Below are 15,867 nucleotides of genomic sequence, written 5' to 3' on the forward strand. Positions count from 1 at the left end.
TCCTTGAGAAATCAGGAATAAGGAGCGTTGTATTATGCAACCGAAAGAAATTTTAGGAGCTTTTAAAGAGGGAAAATTATCTTTAGAAGAAGCAACAAACAAATTAAATGGCTTTTGCGAATTAGACTTTGCAAAAATTGATACGCAGCGTAAAGAAAGAACTGGTTATCCAGAAGTCGTTTATGGGGAAGGGAAAACAATTGAGCAACTCATCAAAATTATCAATAGCTTAAGAAAAGAAAACAATACAATTTTAGTTACTCGCGTTTCACAACAAAAAGCCCAGCCTTTAGAGTCGAACTTTCCTCATGGAACCTACTATGAACTTGCACGTTGTTTCGTTATCAACCAAATGGAGACTACAACAAAAAACTATATTGCGATAGTTACTGCTGGAACGTCAGACATGTCCGTTGCTGAAGAAGCAGCAATCACTGCAGAAACTTTCGGGAATCAAATAAAACGTATCTATGATGTAGGCGTTTCTGGCATTCATCGTTTGTTCGCTCACCTAGATGAGATTCAACAGGCTTCGGCGGTTATTGTGATTGCAGGCATGGAAGGCGCACTGGTGTCCGTGCTAGGCGGACTAATTAGCGTGCCAGTGATTGCCGTCCCTACTAGCATAGGCTACGGCAGCAATTTCCAAGGACTGACTGCTCTTTTAGGAATGCTAAATAGTTGTTCCTCTGGCGTTAGTGTAGTCAACATAGATAACGGGTTTGGTGCCGCTTATAATGCAAGTATGATTAATCAAATAAAGGAGTCTTCACTATGAAAAGCTTATTTTTAGAACCATTTTCTGGTCTTAGTGGTGATATGTTAAATGGATTGTTGCTTGACTTAGGCGGGGATTTAAACAAACTGTTAATCGAATTAAAAAAACTTCCCATCGATGGGTTCACCATTCAAGCCCAACGAATTGCTAAAAGTTGTATTTACGGAACAGATTTCGATGTTCTCCTACAACATGGAAAAAAGGATTACGGTATAAAACACAGTCTCTCTCCTCACCACGAAAATGAACATCATGAAACGAAAGAACATGCACATCATCATAGCCATTCTAGAAATTTAAAAGATATTTATACATTAATTGAAAAAAGCGACTTGTCCAATTTTGTAAAAAAACATAGTAAAAATGTTTTCTATGACATTGCAAAAGCTGAAGCTGCTGTTCATCAACAAACAATTGACACTATTCATTTTCATGAAGTTGGAGCAATTGATTCAATTGTTGACATCGTTGGCTTTTTTATCTTATGGGAACAGTTAGAGATTGAACAAGTCTATTCAACGCCAATTACAGATGGAAGTGGCACTATCACAATTGCCCATGGAGTCATGCCAATACCAGTTCCTGCGGTGATGGAATTACGTAAAGAAACGAATTTAATCATTCAACAAGACTTTGAGATAAAAACTGAACTTGTCACACCGACTGGCTTAGCTATTTTTAAAGAACTTAGTCCTCTATTTGTCGCACCAGAACAACGATTAATTGAAAAAATAGGTTACGGATTTGGCAAACGAGAAACAGGCAAGTTCAATGCCCTCAGAGGATCGATCTTTACTGAAACACATAGTAAAAAAAAGAGGACAGAACACCATGACCAAGTTTTAAAAATTGAAACAAATATAGACAATCAAACTCCTGAACAGTTAGGTTACGTAATGGATCTATTATTGGAACATGGTGCTCTAGATGTTTTTTTCACGCCCATTCATATGAAAAAAAACCGAAGTGCCATTCTATTAACGGTTTTAACAACAACAGAGGAAAAAGAATATTTTACAGAACTACTCTTTAAACATACTTCTACAATTGGTATGCGTTTTCAAACAATGGAACGTAGTGTGATGGACCGTTCTTTCAAAATCTTGGAAACACCTTTTGGTAAGGTCCATATTAAAAAAAATCATTATCATGGCCTATTGAAAGAGTCTATTGAATACCAAGATTGTGAACGAATTGCTAAACAATATAATTTTACAATTGAGGAAGTCTATCGCCTCGTCCAAACATTAAATAACAAAACTATTGATTAAAGGAGCTTTATCTTATGTTTCATCATATCTTATCAGAATTTATGGGAACTGCATTAATGATCGTATTTGGGGTAGGTGTTCACTGCGACGATGTCCTAAAACGAACAAAATACGCTGGTTCTGGTCACATGTTTGCAATCACTACTTGGGCTTTTGGAATCTCTGTTGTTCTGTTCGTCTTTGGCGGAGTCTGTATTAATCCAGCAATGGCCCTCGCTCAAGCTATTTTAGGAATGATTCCATGGTCTTACTTCATTCCCTATGTCATCGCTGAAATGTTAGGCGGCATTTGTGGCGCCGTCATTGTTTATATTATGTATGCTGATCATTTCAAGCTATCCGCCGATAGTGTCGATCCAATCGCTATTCGTAATATTTTTTCTACAAATCCGAACCAACGAAATTTACCAAGAAACTATTTTGTTGAAACTTTTGCAACATTCATTTTTTTAACATCTATTTTAGCGATTGCACATTCCTACGAAACACAACTACCCATTGCTGTTGGCTTGCTCGTTTGGGCAATCGGCATGGGGCTAGGTGGTACTACAGGATTCGCAATGAATCAAGCACGTGATTTAGGTCCTCGTATCGCCTATCAACTTTTACCAATCAAAAATAAAACCAATAATGATTGGCAATATGGGTTGATTGTTCCCGGAACTGCACCGTTTTTAGGAGCCATTTTTGCGACACTTTTCGTAAAATTTTTCCTAAAATTCTAATAAACCAACTAAATTTCTAAAACAAAAAAATATATAAAATAGAAGCTAGTCTCTAAATTTCTTCTATTTTATATATTTTTATTTTAATCACAAGACTTTTTCTGTGTCTTAGAGAGTAAGAATTTAATTTATTAGCTTTTTCGTTATCGTTTTTATGCAAAAGTCAGTTTGCTCTAACAGCTAGAGTCCTTTTTGGTGATTGTTCAGTAAGTTAATCCTGGATTGAAAACACCTAATAAAACGCCAACGAGAGAAATAACAACTAAAATAAGCATCGTCCAAATAGCGGAAACATGTTTTTTGGACATTAACCACCAACAAAACAAGGTAACAAGTATCGTTAATAATCCTGGATAAATACTGTCAATTTTATCTTGCAGTTTAAGGAAAACTTTTCCGTCAGCACCTATTAATTTAAAAGAAGTAGTCACATTTACCCAAGATGCAAGGACCCCACCGACAACCATACTACCAATAACTCCGATAGCAACTCTAACGGCGGCTCCTTCTTTCCCAACTAAGAAACTTACTGCTTTATCGCCAAAATGATAGCCTCTAAAATACAAAAAGCGTTGGCCAAAATAGGAAATTAACGTCCAAACAATAATATAAAATATGGCACCAATTGGCGAACCGCCCGTGGACATTCCTAAGGAAATTCCTAACAAGATAGGAATCAAGGTACCATCAACTAATGAATCGCCAATCCCTGCAATCGGTCCCATTAATCCTGCCCTCATATCATTAATGGTTTCTCCATCAATTTCATTCTTACTTGCTCTAGCCTCTTCCATACTAGCAGTCACACCAACAATGACCGTTCCAAGCATTGGATTTGTGTTAAAAAAAGCTGTATATGCTTGAATGGCTTTCACTTGGTCTTCATGTTTTGGATAAAGTTTTTTGATAATAGGAAGCATTGAAGAAAGATAGCCGAAGGTTTGCATATGCTGTTGTGAAAAACAAGTTAATGCTCCCCAAAACCATAAATGAAAAGAATGCTTTAACGTTTTTTGGTCTAATTTATTTGCTTTCAACTCTTCCATCTCATATGTCCTCCTCTTCGTCATCATTCGTTAGACTTCCTGTTGAATCAACCAGTTTAGTATTGTTTTTAATCAAAGCAATTTTATAAAAAATTACAGCAAAAAGAAGCGCAATAATCGTTATTGAGACTAAATTGAGTTTTAATGAAGCAGCTAATGTGAACCCTACAAAAAAAGGTACAAAATCAATGTTCTTATTAACAATTTGACGTAACAAAATTGCAATTCCCACACACGGAAGCATGCCACCTACAGTAAAAAGCGTTTTCATTGCAAGACCATCCATAGGTAATGCATCTCTCATTGCTGTAACAGCCGTAGCCCCAAAATAGGTTAAAATCACGGTTGGCAAAAAGGAAAAAAGTAGATGAGAAATCCACGGCCAACCAAAATTAATGGCATATAAATGATCAAGCTTGCCTTTTTTTATATCTTTCCAACCAAACGATTGCCAAACTAAATTTAACGCGGCAACAGAATAAAATAATACCGTTCCGATCGTTCCAACTAATGTGCCGACCGATTTAGCCAGGTCGGCTGCAGAGCCGCCAAGTGGATCTAACCCTTTGGTCGAAATCGCCACCATCGCCAAAGGAATCCCGATATATGAAATTGCCCGCACATCAGCAGACACTGTGCCTCCAGGTGTGACCAAAGCAATGTAAACTAATTGCATTGCTACGCCACAAGCGATTCCTAATTTTAAATCTCCTAAAATAATGCCACAAACTAATCCGCCGACTAAAGGACGCCCAATCGTATAATTTCCCACCGCTTGTCCAGCCATACAAGAATTTGAACACAGACAAGCAAATAGGCCTAAAATAGCCGCTTGTATCCAGTTGATTGTCATAATACTACTCTCCTCTTTTCAAAACTTCTAGAATCAGTAACCAAATTTAGCTTTAAAATGCGCCCAAGAACCAATTCGTTGATCAGGTAACAAGGCAAAATCCACTTTGTAACCAGCCTTTTCAATTTCTTCAAAAGCCGCTGCTTCTTCTGCTGTAAAGGATTGGTTATCCCCTAATTTAATTGTCCCTTCGCGATCATTCCCCGGTCCAACATTAATCATTTTTACTTCACTTGGAACAAAATGCCAATCTACCAAAATTTTTTTCATATCCAAAGGGCTCTTTGTAATCAAAAAGTATTTTGACTTAGACGCTAATACTTTATCCTTTACATCAAAAAAATGCGCCATTGTCCAAATAAAGGTTTTTTTATCTTGTGCAGCTGCTTTATATGCTTCCTTTAAAATGGGGTTACTTGCTGCTTTGTCATTCACAGCTATAATGCCATCACATGGCATTTCTTTAGTCCAACGTAAAGTAATTAAGCCATGAATCATTCGATCATCGATTCGAACAAAAGAAATTGACATGTTCATCTTCTCCTTTAGATATCCTCTTCAGTTACATCGCCTTCAGTTATAGTTAACTCTCTAATGCCATGACAAGCATCTGCTACTATCATTTTTTTCAAATCAGATAATTCACTAGTTTCTTTCAATAGAAGCGCATTTAAAGCCATTGGAAAATTCACTCCTCCAACAATCAGAGAATTTTCTAGCATTTTTTGCTTATCTAATACTTTACAAATAGTAGCAAGTGGACTCCCACCTACAATATCAGCCAAAACGATTAGCCTCGTTTCCTGCGGTAATTTTTCAACTTCACAAAGAAACCGCTTACCAAAATTATCGGTAGATTCACCAGGTTGTAAGCCAAACACTCTGACTTTCTCTATCTCATCGCCAGCAAACATCCCTAATGAATTTTTTAACCCTCTAGCAAAATCGCCATGACTGACCAGAACTAAATAAGTCATTTCCTCTCTCCTTTCTTAACATTTCCACTTCAAAATTTTTTAAATCACCTCTTTTTAAGAGTCCATAATACAACTTTTATAAAATGAAAATACTTGCTTCGTTCGCCTCACACTCCTTTGATAGCATGAATGTTTAACAACAGTACCTTTCTAAAATTAAAGTCATTCACTAAAAAAATTCTAATGAATTTGGCTGTTGTAGCTTGATGACAAGGAACAATGACTTTCTTTATCCATAAAAACATTTAGTTGATTACGCTTAAAAAAATAAATAATATAGCAATTCCCAAAAAAGTTTCTTTTGAATAGTCCCTTTTCTAAATTTATTGATTCATTTTTTCAACTATTAGGTTAGCAAAGTCCCAACACACATTCCACCCACAATAGGTGTACATAGTTGTACATTATTCGGAGTTAATCAACTCATTTAAGCTATGGTAAAATAACTATATATCACTCCAATTTTCTAATTATATAGGTCATTCCAGGTCATGCTCTTTTGGATACAACAAAATGAACTTATATCGAATCTATGGTTTTATGCTCTTAATAAATTAAAAAGTAAAGTAGGGATGTTTATATGTCAGCAAAAGAAAAAACGATGAAATATGGATTGGTAGGCCTCTTTTTGGGGATATTGTTATTAGCTCATCTAGATTTATTAGCTGAAAATCTTAGTTATCTTCTCTTAGGATTATTACTTTTACTTGTTGCATATCTAATCTTGGTAAAAAAATTTTATTTTTTCTCAAACTTGATTCCTAAAAATACTACTGATATAAATTTAGATAAAAAATATGGTACGGCTTCTGGCATCGGCAGTTTAGTTATCGGGATTATTTTAATAATTCTGGGACTATTTTTATAGAAAAATAATTACTAAAATAAAACAAGCAGCGAAACCATAAAAAGTACACGAGAAAAGAACTCGTGTACTTTTTATGGTTACCTGTATAGCCTTCAATTTGTTCCTTTGTTACTTCTTTTTCTTAATAATGCTCTTTACAGTGCCACATTAAAACAGCAATAAAAATTAATGAAGGGGAATTTAACTCAAATACCAATGATTATTATTTAAGACCGCTTTCTTAAGTAACCCTCATTGATTACGTACTAATCATGATAGGCTCCTCGTTGCCATTTATCTAAAAATTCATCGAAAAAGTGCGCATCTTGTTGTTCTGGATGTTGTTTTTCAACTTGATTAATTTTTTCAATTAGTTGTTCGTTGTCTTCTGTTGGATGATAGTGTGCTTCAATAAAGGCAGCAGCGATATCACAGATCAAGAATTCTCCTGTTATTTTCCCACCGAAACCAATAACATTTGCGTTCAATTCTTCTTTCGCATACAACGCTGTAGTCATATCGCGAACTAAAGCAGAACGGATACCCGGCACTTTGTTAACCGCATTGTTAATTCCAACGCCTGTTCCGCAAATACATATACCCAAATCAGCCTGATTGCTCATTACGGCTTCTCCCACTTTTTTTCCGAAAATAGGATAGTGAGTTCGAGTAAAATCATACGTGCCTACATCTAAAATTTCATATCCCTTTGCTTTCAAAAAATCAGAAACTGCTATTTTGGTATCCGTCACAATATGATCACAACCAATGGCAATTTTCATAAAAACACTTCCTTTCTATTATTTGTTAAGCCATTTTATTTAACATATCTACACGTATTTGATGACGCCCGCCTGCATAATGACCTGTTAAGAATTCTTTTATTATGTTTTTGGCTAGTTCCGTTCCAACAATTTTTGCGCCCACCGTGATCATCCGAGCATTGTTGTGTTCTCGCGCCATATATGCAGAACGCTCATCTGACAATTCAGCGACAATCATTCCTTTAATTTTAGCAGCAGTCATAAAACTACCTGCCCCATAACCATCAAAAACGATTCCTAAACTTTCAGTATCCTTTAAAACTTCATGAGCAACAGCAAGCGTTGCTTCTATAAAGTCTTCCGAAGCACTTTCACTTTTATCGATTACCTCAACTTTTTCTTGCAATAAGTATTGTTTCATTTCTGCTTTTAATTTTATTCCATCTAAATCTGAACCAAGTATGACACGCATTTTGTTTTCCTCCTTACCTCGTGTATCTACTATTAAAATTCTGTCCCTTTCTTTAAACTCAAATCCCCTTCTCGAAAACATAATAAAACAATATCGAACTTTATTCAACATATATTTTCTTTTTTGTTTATTATTGTTTAATATTGTGTTGACATCTTTTTGAAAGCGTTTTATATTATACTTGTAAATAAATAATAATATATTAAAGAAACGAGGGGTTCTATGGTTATTAAAACATCGATTTTTTCATTAGATACTACCTATATTTCAAACAAAAAAACACAAGAAGAAGTTTTTGAAGAAGTTTATTTAGACTTGTTAAAAAAGAAATTAGTTACACCTGATTTTCTAACTAATTTATTGGAACGAGAACACAACTATCCGACTGGTTTAAGTTTAACACCGATTGATCCTGCACTACCGAATATCGCCATTCCGCATACCGAAAGTACCTTTGTACGGACGACAAGAATTATCCCGATTAAATTGAAACAATCCTTATCATTTCATAACATGATTATCCCAGATGAAACGCTCTCTGTTTCCTTTCTTTTCATGATTTTAAATGAAAACGGTATTGAACAAACGGGTCTTTTAGCGACTATCATGGATTTTATTAACACGACAGACCGTTCATCACTATTGGCTTTTTTTCAATGTGAAGATAAAGAAGAAGTTTATCGTTTTTTACAAAAAAATTTTAAAGGAGAGATTTAACATGATTAAAATTTTAGCTGCATGTGGGGCTGGGGTAAACTCTAGCCATCAAATCAAATCTGCATTAGAAACAGAATTATCAAAAAGAGGCTACCAAGTTTCTTGCGATGCCGTAATGATTAAAGATATCAATCAAGAGATGCTATCCCATTATGATATTTTCGCCCAAATCGCCAAAACAGATTTGGGTTTCCCAATCACGATTCCTGTAGTTGATGCAGGCGCAATTCTTTATCGAATTCCAGCAATGGCTGAACCTGTTTATCAACAAATGGAAAGTATCATTCACTCTTTAAACAAATGATTTCCTTTTCAGACTAATTACTTACGCTTCACTGTCAACACTAACAAAACTAAGATAAAAATTTTGTTATCTTAGCTTATGAAGGAGAAAATAAATGAATACGATTATTGACCTAGCAAATACAATTTTTAAACCTTTAATTGATTTAGGTGCTGCTCCTTTAATGACTATTGTTTTAACACTGATTGCCCTTTGTTTTAAGGTAAAACCCACTCGCGCATTAGAAGGTGGTCTTAAACTAGGAATTGCTTTAACTGGTATCAGTGCTATTATAGGAATTTTAACTACTGCTTTCTCAGATGCAATGGCCTCTTTCGTAGAACGTACAGGAATTTCTTTAAATATTACCGATGTTGGTTGGGCACCTTTGGCCACCATCACTTGGGGATCTCCTTACACCCTTTACTTTCTTTTAATTATGGTGATTGTCAATGTCATTATGTTAATTCTAAATAAAACAAACACATTAGATGTGGATATTTTCGACATTTGGCATCTATCGATTGTTGGTTTATTTGCTATTTTTTGTGGCGCAAACTTAATAATTGCAACAATCTTAGTTATTTTCATAGGTGTTTTAAAAATTATCAATTCTGACTTAATGAAACCAACGTTTAACGATTTACTTAACGCCCCAGATACCAATCCTATGACTACCACACATATGAACTATATGATGAACCCAATCATTATGGTTTTTGATAAAATTTTTGATAAGCTTTTTCCTTGGTTAGACAAATACGATTTTGACGCTGCCAAATTGAATAGTAAAATTGGCTTTTGGGGATCAAAATTTGCCATCGGGATTTACTTAGGGATTTTTGTGGGTCTTTTAGCTGGCCAAACACCCACGCAAATTTTTTCTCTATCCTTTACGGCTGCAGTCTGTTTGGAACTATTCTCTTTAATTGGAACTTGGTTTATCGCTGCAGTTGAGCCTTTATCACAAGGTATCACTGATTTTGCTTCGAATAAATTAAAAGGGCGTACACTTAATATTGGTTTAGATTGGCCTTTCTTAGCTGGTCGTGCTGAAATCTGGGCAGCAGCTAACGTATTGGCTCCAATTATGCTATTAGAAGCCATTGTCCTACCTGGCAATAAACTTTTACCACTTGGCGGAATTATTGCAATGGGTGTAACCCCTGCTCTACTAGTAGTTACAAGAGGTAAACTCATCCGAATGATTATCATTGGAGCAATCGAATTACCTTTGTTCTTATGGTCTGGTACCCTAATTGCACCGTTCGTTACCGAAACCGCAAAAAAAGTTGGCGCTTTCCCAGCGGGTCTAAATAATAATACTTTAATTTCACATACTACCATGGAAGGGCCAATGGAAAAATTCTTAGGATACTTAGTCGGCAATGCATCACAAGGTCAACTCGAATTTATTTTATACGCATGTCTGGCGCTAGTCGCCTATCTACTGATTTTCATTTGGTATGCAAAACAAATGAAGAAGCGAAATATTATTTATGCTCAAAAAGCTCAATAAGGGGAACTAAAAAGAAGAGGTGCATCTGCACCTCTTCTTTTTAGTAGATCACCCTGACAACTTTTTCCAATACTTTAGATGTGTCAAATTTATCTTTATTTGTAACTACCGCTGTCACTTCTTCTAATTGATAAAAAGAATAAAAATCCTGTTTCTCTACTTTAGAAGTATCCATTAACAAATATTTTTCTATTGAGTTATCTAATGCAATTGCTTGTGTTTGTCCTTCTTCAATAGTGGCTGTCATAATTTTATTATCTTTTAACGCATTGCAACTAAAAAATGCTTTATGGAAATGCATTTCTTCTAATGCTTTATTAGCGATTTCTCCAAAAAAAGATTTAGTTAAAAGTCGCATTTCTCCACCAACCAAATAAATGGTCAACGCATTCTTTTTTTTACTTAACGTTTCAAACACAGGCAAACAGTTTGTTACTACTCTTAAATGTTTAAATTCCATTGCCTCGGCCAAAAGTTCAATAGTTGTTCCTGGTCCTAGAAAGATAGTTTCTTCTTCGTGAATTAAACTTAATGCTTTTTGGACAATTTCTTTTTTTTCAACACTATTAATAATTTGTTTATCAGCATGAGACAATTCATGTGGACGATATGTATTTAAACTGCTAGCTCCTCCATGTACTCGTTTTAAACGCCCCGCTGCTTCTAATTCTGTCAAATCTCTACGAACAGTCATATCCGAAACATTTAATCGTTCCATAATTTCAGTAACTTTGATTGCCCCTTTTTGATCTACTAGAGAGACTATCGCATTTAATCTTTCTTCTTTTAGCATTTTCATCGCTCCATTGTTAGTATATCTTTTATTCTACGATAAAATACTTACTATGAATACTAAAACATTTCTCCATTTATTTTAACATGAACGACGATTTGTAAAAAATTGACGATTTAGCCTATCTTTATATAAACAGATATCACTTCAACGATTGATTCAGATCTATTTGAGCCTAGTCAAATAGAGATCTAGCATAAAAACTTCCCAGAAAAACATCCCCTACTCTGAGCACCTCTATCCAAAAAAATAGCACATAGGCAAAGGCAGGCTGCTTATAAAAAGGTAAGCAACCCGCCTTTGCCTATGTTTAAGTAAACGATGTATTTCCCCTATTACTGATTCAAAGTCCTTAAAACTTTATAATCATTGTTTTGCACGAGTAAAACGCTACTTGGGTTATCGGGATAAGCGGCATTACCATCAAATGATACAACAACAGTATTCGTACCAACTTTCGTGAATTGTGTATATGAGCCCCCAGCACCGCCCACGTTGGCAAAATGTAATGTCATAGTGTCGCCTTTTGTTTCTACCTCGCGCCAATTTGCCCGCTGATAGTTATGCCAGTCAATTTGAGTTGAAATTTCGTTTGCCGTGTTTTTATACATTCCTTCGTAAAAATCAATCGCTTCCTCTTTTGAAGACCACGGATTGACTGAAATATTTGGGATTTGTTCTTTAGTAATTGACGGGGCACCTACAATTTTTTCAAAGCCAGCCCTCAACTCTGCATTATCTGTTGCTCCAAAATACAGATAGCCATAAGGATCTCCTTGATTTTGCATCGTCACTAAAACTAAGGGCTGATTGTTAACGATGGTGAATAAATACAAATGCTTTTGCATTTCTGGTTGCGTTTCTGCATCAGAGTAAACAGCAACTAACGCATATCCATCCTTCACTTGTCCATTTTCAGACCATTCTAAATAAATGGGATGCTGACCAATCGCTGGTTGCATAGTAACATTTCCTACTAGACCATCAGGCGCTTGGACGCCATTAAAATTGATTGAATTTCCTGGTGTATATTCTTTATACGTTTGGTTCATCCGTTGCCCCCAATCAGCCATAAATTGTTGCAACTGTGCTTTTTTTTGCACAGACCACAACTGATTTCCAGTTTTAGTAGAAGCAGAAGAATTACTTTGAGTTGTACTAGATTTTGACTCCGTGCTCATTTGACTCGCTTGGCTACTGTTAACGGTAGCAGGTGCTTTCATTTCTGATGTTGCTGTCGGCTTGCTTGATTTGCTTGCAGTGCTATCACCACTTTTGTTGGAAGAACATCCTGATAAAATACTCAATAAAAGACCTATCAAGATTATTTTTTTCATTGGGAATCTCTTCTTTCTGACAAGAATACTGTACTACTTTTCCCCTTTTCTCACCAGCAAAACTCGACTAAAAACGGCTATATTTATTTGTTATTTAATTGTCAAATTAAGTTGATTGTAAGCATCCCATAACCAAGGATGCACAACTTTAATATCGTGTTTCAAAATATAATCGATATAGAAATATGCGGCATTTTCTAAAGAACAATTTAAAGCTTGTAATAAACCATCTAAGTATGGTGGTTTACCTTCTTGATCCCACTTTATTTTATCAGCGACAAACAAAACTAAATCTATGTCCGAATAGTTTTTCTTCAATGTTGTATGGCATTCAATAGCTGATAAAATTTCATTGTCTTCAATACCAAAATCCATTTTCGCAATAGACTTAGAAATTTTTTGATGAATTATCATTGGAAAGGCCATTTCTGTTTCGTTTAATTCAATCCCATATTTTTGTGCGACACTAATTCTCTGATTATTTGGATAAACCGCAGAGATATCATGTAAATATCCTGCAATACTTACTTTTTCTGGACTAGTTAAATATTTTTCACCGAGTTGATAGGCATACTCTCCAACTTCCATACAATGATAATACGTCTTCTCACAGTTTTTACTCACTAAATATTGTTTAATTTCATTTTTCAACACCTGTTGATAATCCATTTCCACAGCCCTTTCTCATTCCGATTACTCTTCTAGATAAATAAATTATACTCCTTTCATCCTCTAGCAACCTTTTATTTTTTATTAAATAAACAACTAACTAAATTGAAAAAAATGAAACTTTTTGGTCCTCAAATTCGTCTATAACTAATAGGACGTTCAATTTTGTATAACGTGGAGGTGTATTTTTTAACTTTTTCATTAACCAAAGAGGAGTGAAAGTATGCGACATAAAAAAAGAAAATTCAAAATAAACGGGTATGTATTATTTAGTGGGTTAATCCTCATTGTTCTTGTTTTCATTCAAACGTTCCTATTAACTCAACCCAAGATAACAAGTAAAAATGATGATACTACGCAGACATCGACTAAAAATTCAACTGCAAAAAAAGATTCCCCGACCAAGTTAGAAAAGGAATCAACATACATGACTATTTCATCAAAAAAATATGCTTATTCAGCAGACAAAATCAGAAAATATATAACTGGAGAAGAACCTTACAAAGGTGAAAAATTAGTATTCTTAACCTTTGATGATGGCGTTAATAATCAAATAACCCCACAAGTCCTAGATACATTAAAAAAGTATAACGTCCACGCAACTTTTTTTCTTGTAGGAAATACCCTAACTTCCGAAAATCAAAACATAGTGAAACGCGAAGTCGCAGAAGGGCATTCAATAGGCTTTCATAGTTCAACTCATGATTATGCAACGTTATATCCAAACGGGATTGTCAACACTGAAGAAATACAAGCGGAAATAGCGGACATGGAGAACTCTCTAAAAAAAATACTGGGCGAAACATTTCAAACAACTCTCTGGCGATACCCAGGAGGTCATATGTCATGGGGAGGTACAGAAAAATCTGATGAATTATTCAAACAACTTGGCATCCATTGGATTGACTGGAATGCGATGGTTGGGGATGCGGAGCCGTTAGACAGACAGCCTACTACAGTCGCAGAAATGCTCGCTTTCCATCAACATTCACTTGAGGTTTATCCGGATTATAATATTAGAGTAGTCTTAATGCATGATTCAGTAGATAAGGAATTAACAAAACAAGCATTGCCACAATTAATAGAGTTTTATCAAGCAAATGGTTATCAATTTGGTGTCTTATATTAGAGCAACTTGGAGCACTAAAGGAAGTATTTCTGGTCTTAGTCAATGTTGATTTTCTGCTTATAATGGCGAGCCTTATGGAAGCATCATTAATGCGTTTACGAATCTTGGCGTTAGTTGATAGTTAAGTTGTTTTAGAAATATATTCATTCAAAGTTATTTTTTTGTCTTGGCGTAACTAAAACATACTCCTCACGGAAAGGCCTGATAAATTTTTATTTAGTTATCAAAGGACGTAAGTAGGAAAATTAGGAGTTATTTTCTGTTTCATATCTATAACAACTTCTTCACTATACGCTTTATAAATTCTGAATAATAATTTTACTCACTTGATTTTCTTCTTTAATTACTTTTTTAAAATAAATCCAACAAATCCTTTTTTAGCATACATGCTAAAAAAGGATTTTAGTAAATATAATAATCCTTAGAATATTGTTGAACAATTTCTAAAATGAATCTGTGAGGAATACAGATACTAGTTTGCCCTGGTTCTGATATCCATCCTGTTTTCACCGCAATTTGATCTGGACTATTATCTTTTTTTACACGAACGTGCCCATTTTTAACTTCTATAGTATTATATTGCCCTTTTGATGGATAATATGTTTTGATAAATTCTTTTGAATCATCTAAATTTATACGCTTAATCTCTTTCCCATCTATCTTGACCACAGCATATTTAGTGTCGTCAAAACTTTTGGAGTTAAATGGCTTATTATGAAAAAAAATAAAATATGGAGAAAAAGAGATAGCTATTAAAAAGATAATAACTATTATGTCTCCTTTTTTCATCAGACCCTTTCTATACATTTTTATTAAGAATTAGTGAACTGTTTTTCCATTTGTTTCTGAACATCTTGTCTTTACTCACCTTTCTTCAAGAAATTGTTGAATTTGAATCCGTACATCATAGTCACAATCTTTGTCATTCAGTAATAATATTAATTCTTCTTTTAAACAAACAGGAACTTCCCAAAAACCATCTATTTTCCGGAAATAATCAGGGTCATAATTTTTAAAAAATGGGTACAATTTTAAAAATTCTTCAAAAGATAAATCATATTCTTCATAAAAGTCTTTAACTAATCCTTTTTTAAGAGCCTCTTCTGTTGGAGTGCCATTTTCATTAATAATATTCTTCATAACCATTATTCTGTATAATTCAGACTTATCATATCTTTCTTGTTCATAATCTTGATAAAATTTAAAGCTCTGTTCCACAAGTGGCGGATAAATAATATTCATTTTCTTCAATACTATTACCTCCTATTTTTTATCCATCACTTTTTTTCCACCATAATAGCCTTTTAAAGATACATGATGACTTTTACGATAATCACCAAGATTCTCATCAAACGAAATTTCAGGTTTTATTAATTTTCCATGTGTTCGACGCAATCTTTTTTTTGATTTCGATGTTCTTCTCGCTGGTACAGCCATATTTATTACCTCCTAAATTATAAACGTTTCTAAAATACTTTCCTAATTTGTAATCAGATTTGAATATTTAAAACATACTATTGATACACTAATAAACCGTAACACGCAATTGTGCATTACAGATAAAAAATACAAATCGTAATGATTACGTTTTAACAACGATATCTTATCAACCTTTTTTTAATTTGTCAATATCTTTATTTACATATTCTTATATATAAATAAATCACCTTCCCAACTTGAGTACTTA

20 protein-coding genes are annotated in these 15,867 nt (G+C 34.4%); 8 read left to right on the forward strand and 12 right to left on the reverse strand.

Going from position 1 to position 15,867, the window contains the following annotated elements; all coding sequences use genetic code 11:
- Positions 1-34: 34 nt before the first annotated feature.
- Genes larB through larD form a run of 3 tightly spaced genes read left to right on the forward strand, consistent with a single transcriptional unit; the run spans position 35 to position 2,774 of the window.
- Positions 35-778, forward strand: a complete 744-nt coding sequence (gene larB / locus IGK82_RS07840) for a nickel pincer cofactor biosynthesis protein LarB (protein WP_010709509.1) — start codon at positions 35-37, stop codon at positions 776-778.
- Positions 775-2,049 (forward strand): nickel pincer cofactor biosynthesis protein LarC, encoded by a 1,275-nt coding sequence (larC, locus tag IGK82_RS07845; RefSeq protein WP_002362001.1) that lies wholly within the window; start codon positions 775-777, stop codon positions 2,047-2,049. The genes larB and larC overlap by 4 nt, the downstream gene beginning before the upstream one ends.
- Positions 2,050-2,063: 14 nt before the next feature.
- On the forward strand, positions 2,064-2,774 hold the full coding sequence (gene larD, locus IGK82_RS07850; RefSeq protein ID WP_002357197.1) for a D/L-lactic acid transporter LarD: 711 nt from the start codon (positions 2,064-2,066) through the stop codon (positions 2,772-2,774).
- A gap of 203 nt (positions 2,775-2,977) precedes the next feature.
- On the opposite strand, the gene IGK82_RS07855 is transcribed toward larD, so the two are convergent.
- Genes IGK82_RS07855 through IGK82_RS07870 form a run of 4 tightly spaced genes read right to left on the reverse strand, consistent with a single transcriptional unit; the run spans position 2,978 to position 5,650 of the window.
- Positions 2,978-3,847 carry a PTS system mannose/fructose/sorbose family transporter subunit IID gene (locus tag IGK82_RS07855; protein WP_002419912.1) on the reverse strand — a complete coding sequence of 290 codons (870 nt, stop codon included), beginning with the start codon at positions 3,845-3,847 and terminating at the stop codon, positions 2,978-2,980.
- Entirely contained in the window at positions 3,822-4,673 is an 852-nt protein-coding gene (locus IGK82_RS07860; RefSeq protein WP_002357194.1) for a PTS mannose/fructose/sorbose/N-acetylgalactosamine transporter subunit IIC, read from the reverse strand. The genes IGK82_RS07855 and IGK82_RS07860 overlap by 26 nt, the downstream gene beginning before the upstream one ends.
- Before the next feature lie 33 nt (positions 4,674-4,706).
- Entirely contained in the window at positions 4,707-5,204 is a 498-nt protein-coding gene (locus tag IGK82_RS07865) for a PTS system mannose/fructose/N-acetylgalactosamine-transporter subunit IIB (protein WP_002357192.1), read from the reverse strand.
- A gap of 14 nt (positions 5,205-5,218) precedes the next feature.
- On the reverse strand, positions 5,219-5,650 hold the full coding sequence (locus tag IGK82_RS07870; RefSeq protein WP_002369242.1) for a PTS sugar transporter subunit IIA: 432 nt from the start codon (positions 5,648-5,650) through the stop codon (positions 5,219-5,221).
- A gap of 580 nt (positions 5,651-6,230) precedes the next feature.
- Between IGK82_RS07870 and IGK82_RS07875 the strand changes: the two genes are divergently transcribed.
- Positions 6,231-6,518, forward strand: coding sequence for a hypothetical protein (locus IGK82_RS07875; protein WP_262223255.1), 288 nt, complete (start codon positions 6,231-6,233; stop codon positions 6,516-6,518).
- Positions 6,519-6,763: 245 nt separating this feature from the next.
- On the opposite strand, the gene lacB is transcribed toward IGK82_RS07875, so the two are convergent.
- Positions 6,764-7,279, reverse strand: a complete 516-nt coding sequence (lacB, locus tag IGK82_RS07880; protein ID WP_002410563.1) for a galactose-6-phosphate isomerase subunit LacB — start codon at positions 7,277-7,279, stop codon at positions 6,764-6,766.
- Positions 7,280-7,304: 25 nt separating this feature from the next.
- Positions 7,305-7,733 carry a galactose-6-phosphate isomerase subunit LacA gene (gene lacA / locus IGK82_RS07885; protein WP_002357188.1) on the reverse strand — a complete coding sequence of 143 codons (429 nt, stop codon included), beginning with the start codon at positions 7,731-7,733 and terminating at the stop codon, positions 7,305-7,307.
- Positions 7,734-7,955: 222 nt separating this feature from the next.
- Between lacA and IGK82_RS07890 the strand changes: the two genes are divergently transcribed.
- From IGK82_RS07890 to IGK82_RS07900, 3 genes are all read left to right on the forward strand, one after another.
- The gene (locus tag IGK82_RS07890; RefSeq protein ID WP_002357187.1) at positions 7,956-8,450 is read left to right on the forward strand and encodes a PTS sugar transporter subunit IIA; all 495 of its coding nucleotides are present in this window, start codon (positions 7,956-7,958) and stop codon (positions 8,448-8,450) included.
- 1 nt (position 8,451) lies between these two features.
- A complete protein-coding gene (locus IGK82_RS07895) occupies positions 8,452-8,754 on the forward strand; it encodes a PTS fructose transporter subunit IIB (protein WP_002357185.1) in 303 nt (100 codons plus the stop codon).
- Between the two features lie 94 nt (positions 8,755-8,848).
- On the forward strand, positions 8,849-10,252 hold the full coding sequence (locus IGK82_RS07900; protein WP_002357183.1) for a PTS galactitol transporter subunit IIC: 1,404 nt from the start codon (positions 8,849-8,851) through the stop codon (positions 10,250-10,252).
- A 40-nt stretch (positions 10,253-10,292) separates the two neighbouring features.
- On the opposite strand, the gene IGK82_RS07905 is transcribed toward IGK82_RS07900, so the two are convergent.
- The 3 genes from IGK82_RS07905 to yqeK form a co-directional block, all read right to left on the reverse strand.
- Positions 10,293-11,045: a DeoR/GlpR family DNA-binding transcription regulator gene (locus IGK82_RS07905; RefSeq protein WP_002369238.1), complete on the reverse strand. Its 753-nt coding sequence runs from the start codon at positions 11,043-11,045 to the stop codon at positions 10,293-10,295.
- Between the two features lie 335 nt (positions 11,046-11,380).
- The gene (locus IGK82_RS07910) at positions 11,381-12,382 is read right to left on the reverse strand and encodes a DUF4767 domain-containing protein (protein WP_010709514.1); all 1,002 of its coding nucleotides are present in this window, start codon (positions 12,380-12,382) and stop codon (positions 11,381-11,383) included.
- Between the two features lie 90 nt (positions 12,383-12,472).
- A complete protein-coding gene (gene yqeK / locus IGK82_RS07915) occupies positions 12,473-13,051 on the reverse strand; it encodes a bis(5'-nucleosyl)-tetraphosphatase (symmetrical) YqeK (RefSeq protein ID WP_010709515.1) in 579 nt (192 codons plus the stop codon).
- Positions 13,052-13,274: 223 nt separating this feature from the next.
- Between yqeK and IGK82_RS07920 the strand changes: the two genes are divergently transcribed.
- Positions 13,275-14,180, forward strand: coding sequence for a polysaccharide deacetylase family protein (locus tag IGK82_RS07920; protein WP_002381777.1), 906 nt, complete (start codon positions 13,275-13,277; stop codon positions 14,178-14,180).
- Between the two features lie 402 nt (positions 14,181-14,582).
- On the opposite strand, the gene IGK82_RS07925 is transcribed toward IGK82_RS07920, so the two are convergent.
- From IGK82_RS07925 to rpmF, 3 genes are read right to left on the reverse strand one after another with little or no spacing between them, the layout of a single operon-like run.
- A complete protein-coding gene (locus IGK82_RS07925) occupies positions 14,583-14,987 on the reverse strand; it encodes a NusG domain II-containing protein (protein ID WP_002398403.1) in 405 nt (134 codons plus the stop codon).
- A 57-nt stretch (positions 14,988-15,044) separates the two neighbouring features.
- The gene (locus IGK82_RS07930; RefSeq protein WP_002394546.1) at positions 15,045-15,422 is read right to left on the reverse strand and encodes a hypothetical protein; all 378 of its coding nucleotides are present in this window, start codon (positions 15,420-15,422) and stop codon (positions 15,045-15,047) included.
- A 21-nt stretch (positions 15,423-15,443) separates the two neighbouring features.
- Entirely contained in the window at positions 15,444-15,617 is a 174-nt protein-coding gene (gene rpmF, locus IGK82_RS07935) for a 50S ribosomal protein L32 (RefSeq protein WP_002371955.1), read from the reverse strand.
- Positions 15,618-15,867: the final 250 nt, after the last annotated feature.

The sequence above is a fragment of the Enterococcus sp. AZ197 genome, from assembly GCF_050556405.1.
Taxonomy (GTDB): Bacteria; Bacillota; Bacilli; order Lactobacillales; family Enterococcaceae; genus Enterococcus; species Enterococcus faecalis.

Excerpts from the sequence above, each read along its gene's own strand:
- lacA (WP_002357188.1), bottom strand. The coding sequence starts at position 7,733 with ATGCGTGTCATACTTGGTTCAGATTTAGATGGAATAAAATTAAAAGCA.
- IGK82_RS07910 (WP_010709514.1), bottom strand. The coding sequence starts at position 12,382 with ATGAAAAAAATAATCTTGATAGGTCTTTTATTGAGTATTTTATCAGGA.
- IGK82_RS07855 (WP_002419912.1), bottom strand. The coding sequence starts at position 3,847 with ATGATGACGAAGAGGAGGACATATGAGATGGAAGAGTTGAAAGCAAAT.
- rpmF (WP_002371955.1), bottom strand. The coding sequence starts at position 15,617 with ATGGCTGTACCAGCGAGAAGAACATCGAAATCAAAAAAAAGATTGCGT.
- IGK82_RS07895 (WP_002357185.1), top strand. The coding sequence starts at position 8,452 with ATGATTAAAATTTTAGCTGCATGTGGGGCTGGGGTAAACTCTAGCCAT.
- IGK82_RS07900 (WP_002357183.1), top strand. The coding sequence starts at position 8,849 with ATGAATACGATTATTGACCTAGCAAATACAATTTTTAAACCTTTAATT.
- IGK82_RS07865 (WP_002357192.1), bottom strand. The coding sequence starts at position 5,204 with ATGTCAATTTCTTTTGTTCGAATCGATGATCGAATGATTCATGGCTTA.
- IGK82_RS07890 (WP_002357187.1), top strand. The coding sequence starts at position 7,956 with ATGGTTATTAAAACATCGATTTTTTCATTAGATACTACCTATATTTCA.
- IGK82_RS07930 (WP_002394546.1), bottom strand. The coding sequence starts at position 15,422 with ATGAATATTATTTATCCGCCACTTGTGGAACAGAGCTTTAAATTTTAT.
- IGK82_RS07925 (WP_002398403.1), bottom strand. The coding sequence starts at position 14,987 with ATGTATAGAAAGGGTCTGATGAAAAAAGGAGACATAATAGTTATTATC.
- IGK82_RS07860 (WP_002357194.1), bottom strand. The coding sequence starts at position 4,673 with ATGACAATCAACTGGATACAAGCGGCTATTTTAGGCCTATTTGCTTGT.
- lacB (WP_002410563.1), bottom strand. The coding sequence starts at position 7,279 with ATGAAAATTGCCATTGGTTGTGATCATATTGTGACGGATACCAAAATA.
- larB (WP_010709509.1), top strand. The coding sequence starts at position 35 with ATGCAACCGAAAGAAATTTTAGGAGCTTTTAAAGAGGGAAAATTATCT.
- IGK82_RS07870 (WP_002369242.1), bottom strand. The coding sequence starts at position 5,650 with ATGACTTATTTAGTTCTGGTCAGTCATGGCGATTTTGCTAGAGGGTTA.
- larC (WP_002362001.1), top strand. The coding sequence starts at position 775 with ATGAAAAGCTTATTTTTAGAACCATTTTCTGGTCTTAGTGGTGATATG.
- IGK82_RS07920 (WP_002381777.1), top strand. The coding sequence starts at position 13,275 with ATGCGACATAAAAAAAGAAAATTCAAAATAAACGGGTATGTATTATTT.
- IGK82_RS07905 (WP_002369238.1), bottom strand. The coding sequence starts at position 11,045 with ATGCTAAAAGAAGAAAGATTAAATGCGATAGTCTCTCTAGTAGATCAA.
- IGK82_RS07875 (WP_262223255.1), top strand. The coding sequence starts at position 6,231 with ATGTCAGCAAAAGAAAAAACGATGAAATATGGATTGGTAGGCCTCTTT.
- larD (WP_002357197.1), top strand. The coding sequence starts at position 2,064 with ATGTTTCATCATATCTTATCAGAATTTATGGGAACTGCATTAATGATC.
- yqeK (WP_010709515.1), bottom strand. The coding sequence starts at position 13,051 with ATGGATTATCAACAGGTGTTGAAAAATGAAATTAAACAATATTTAGTG.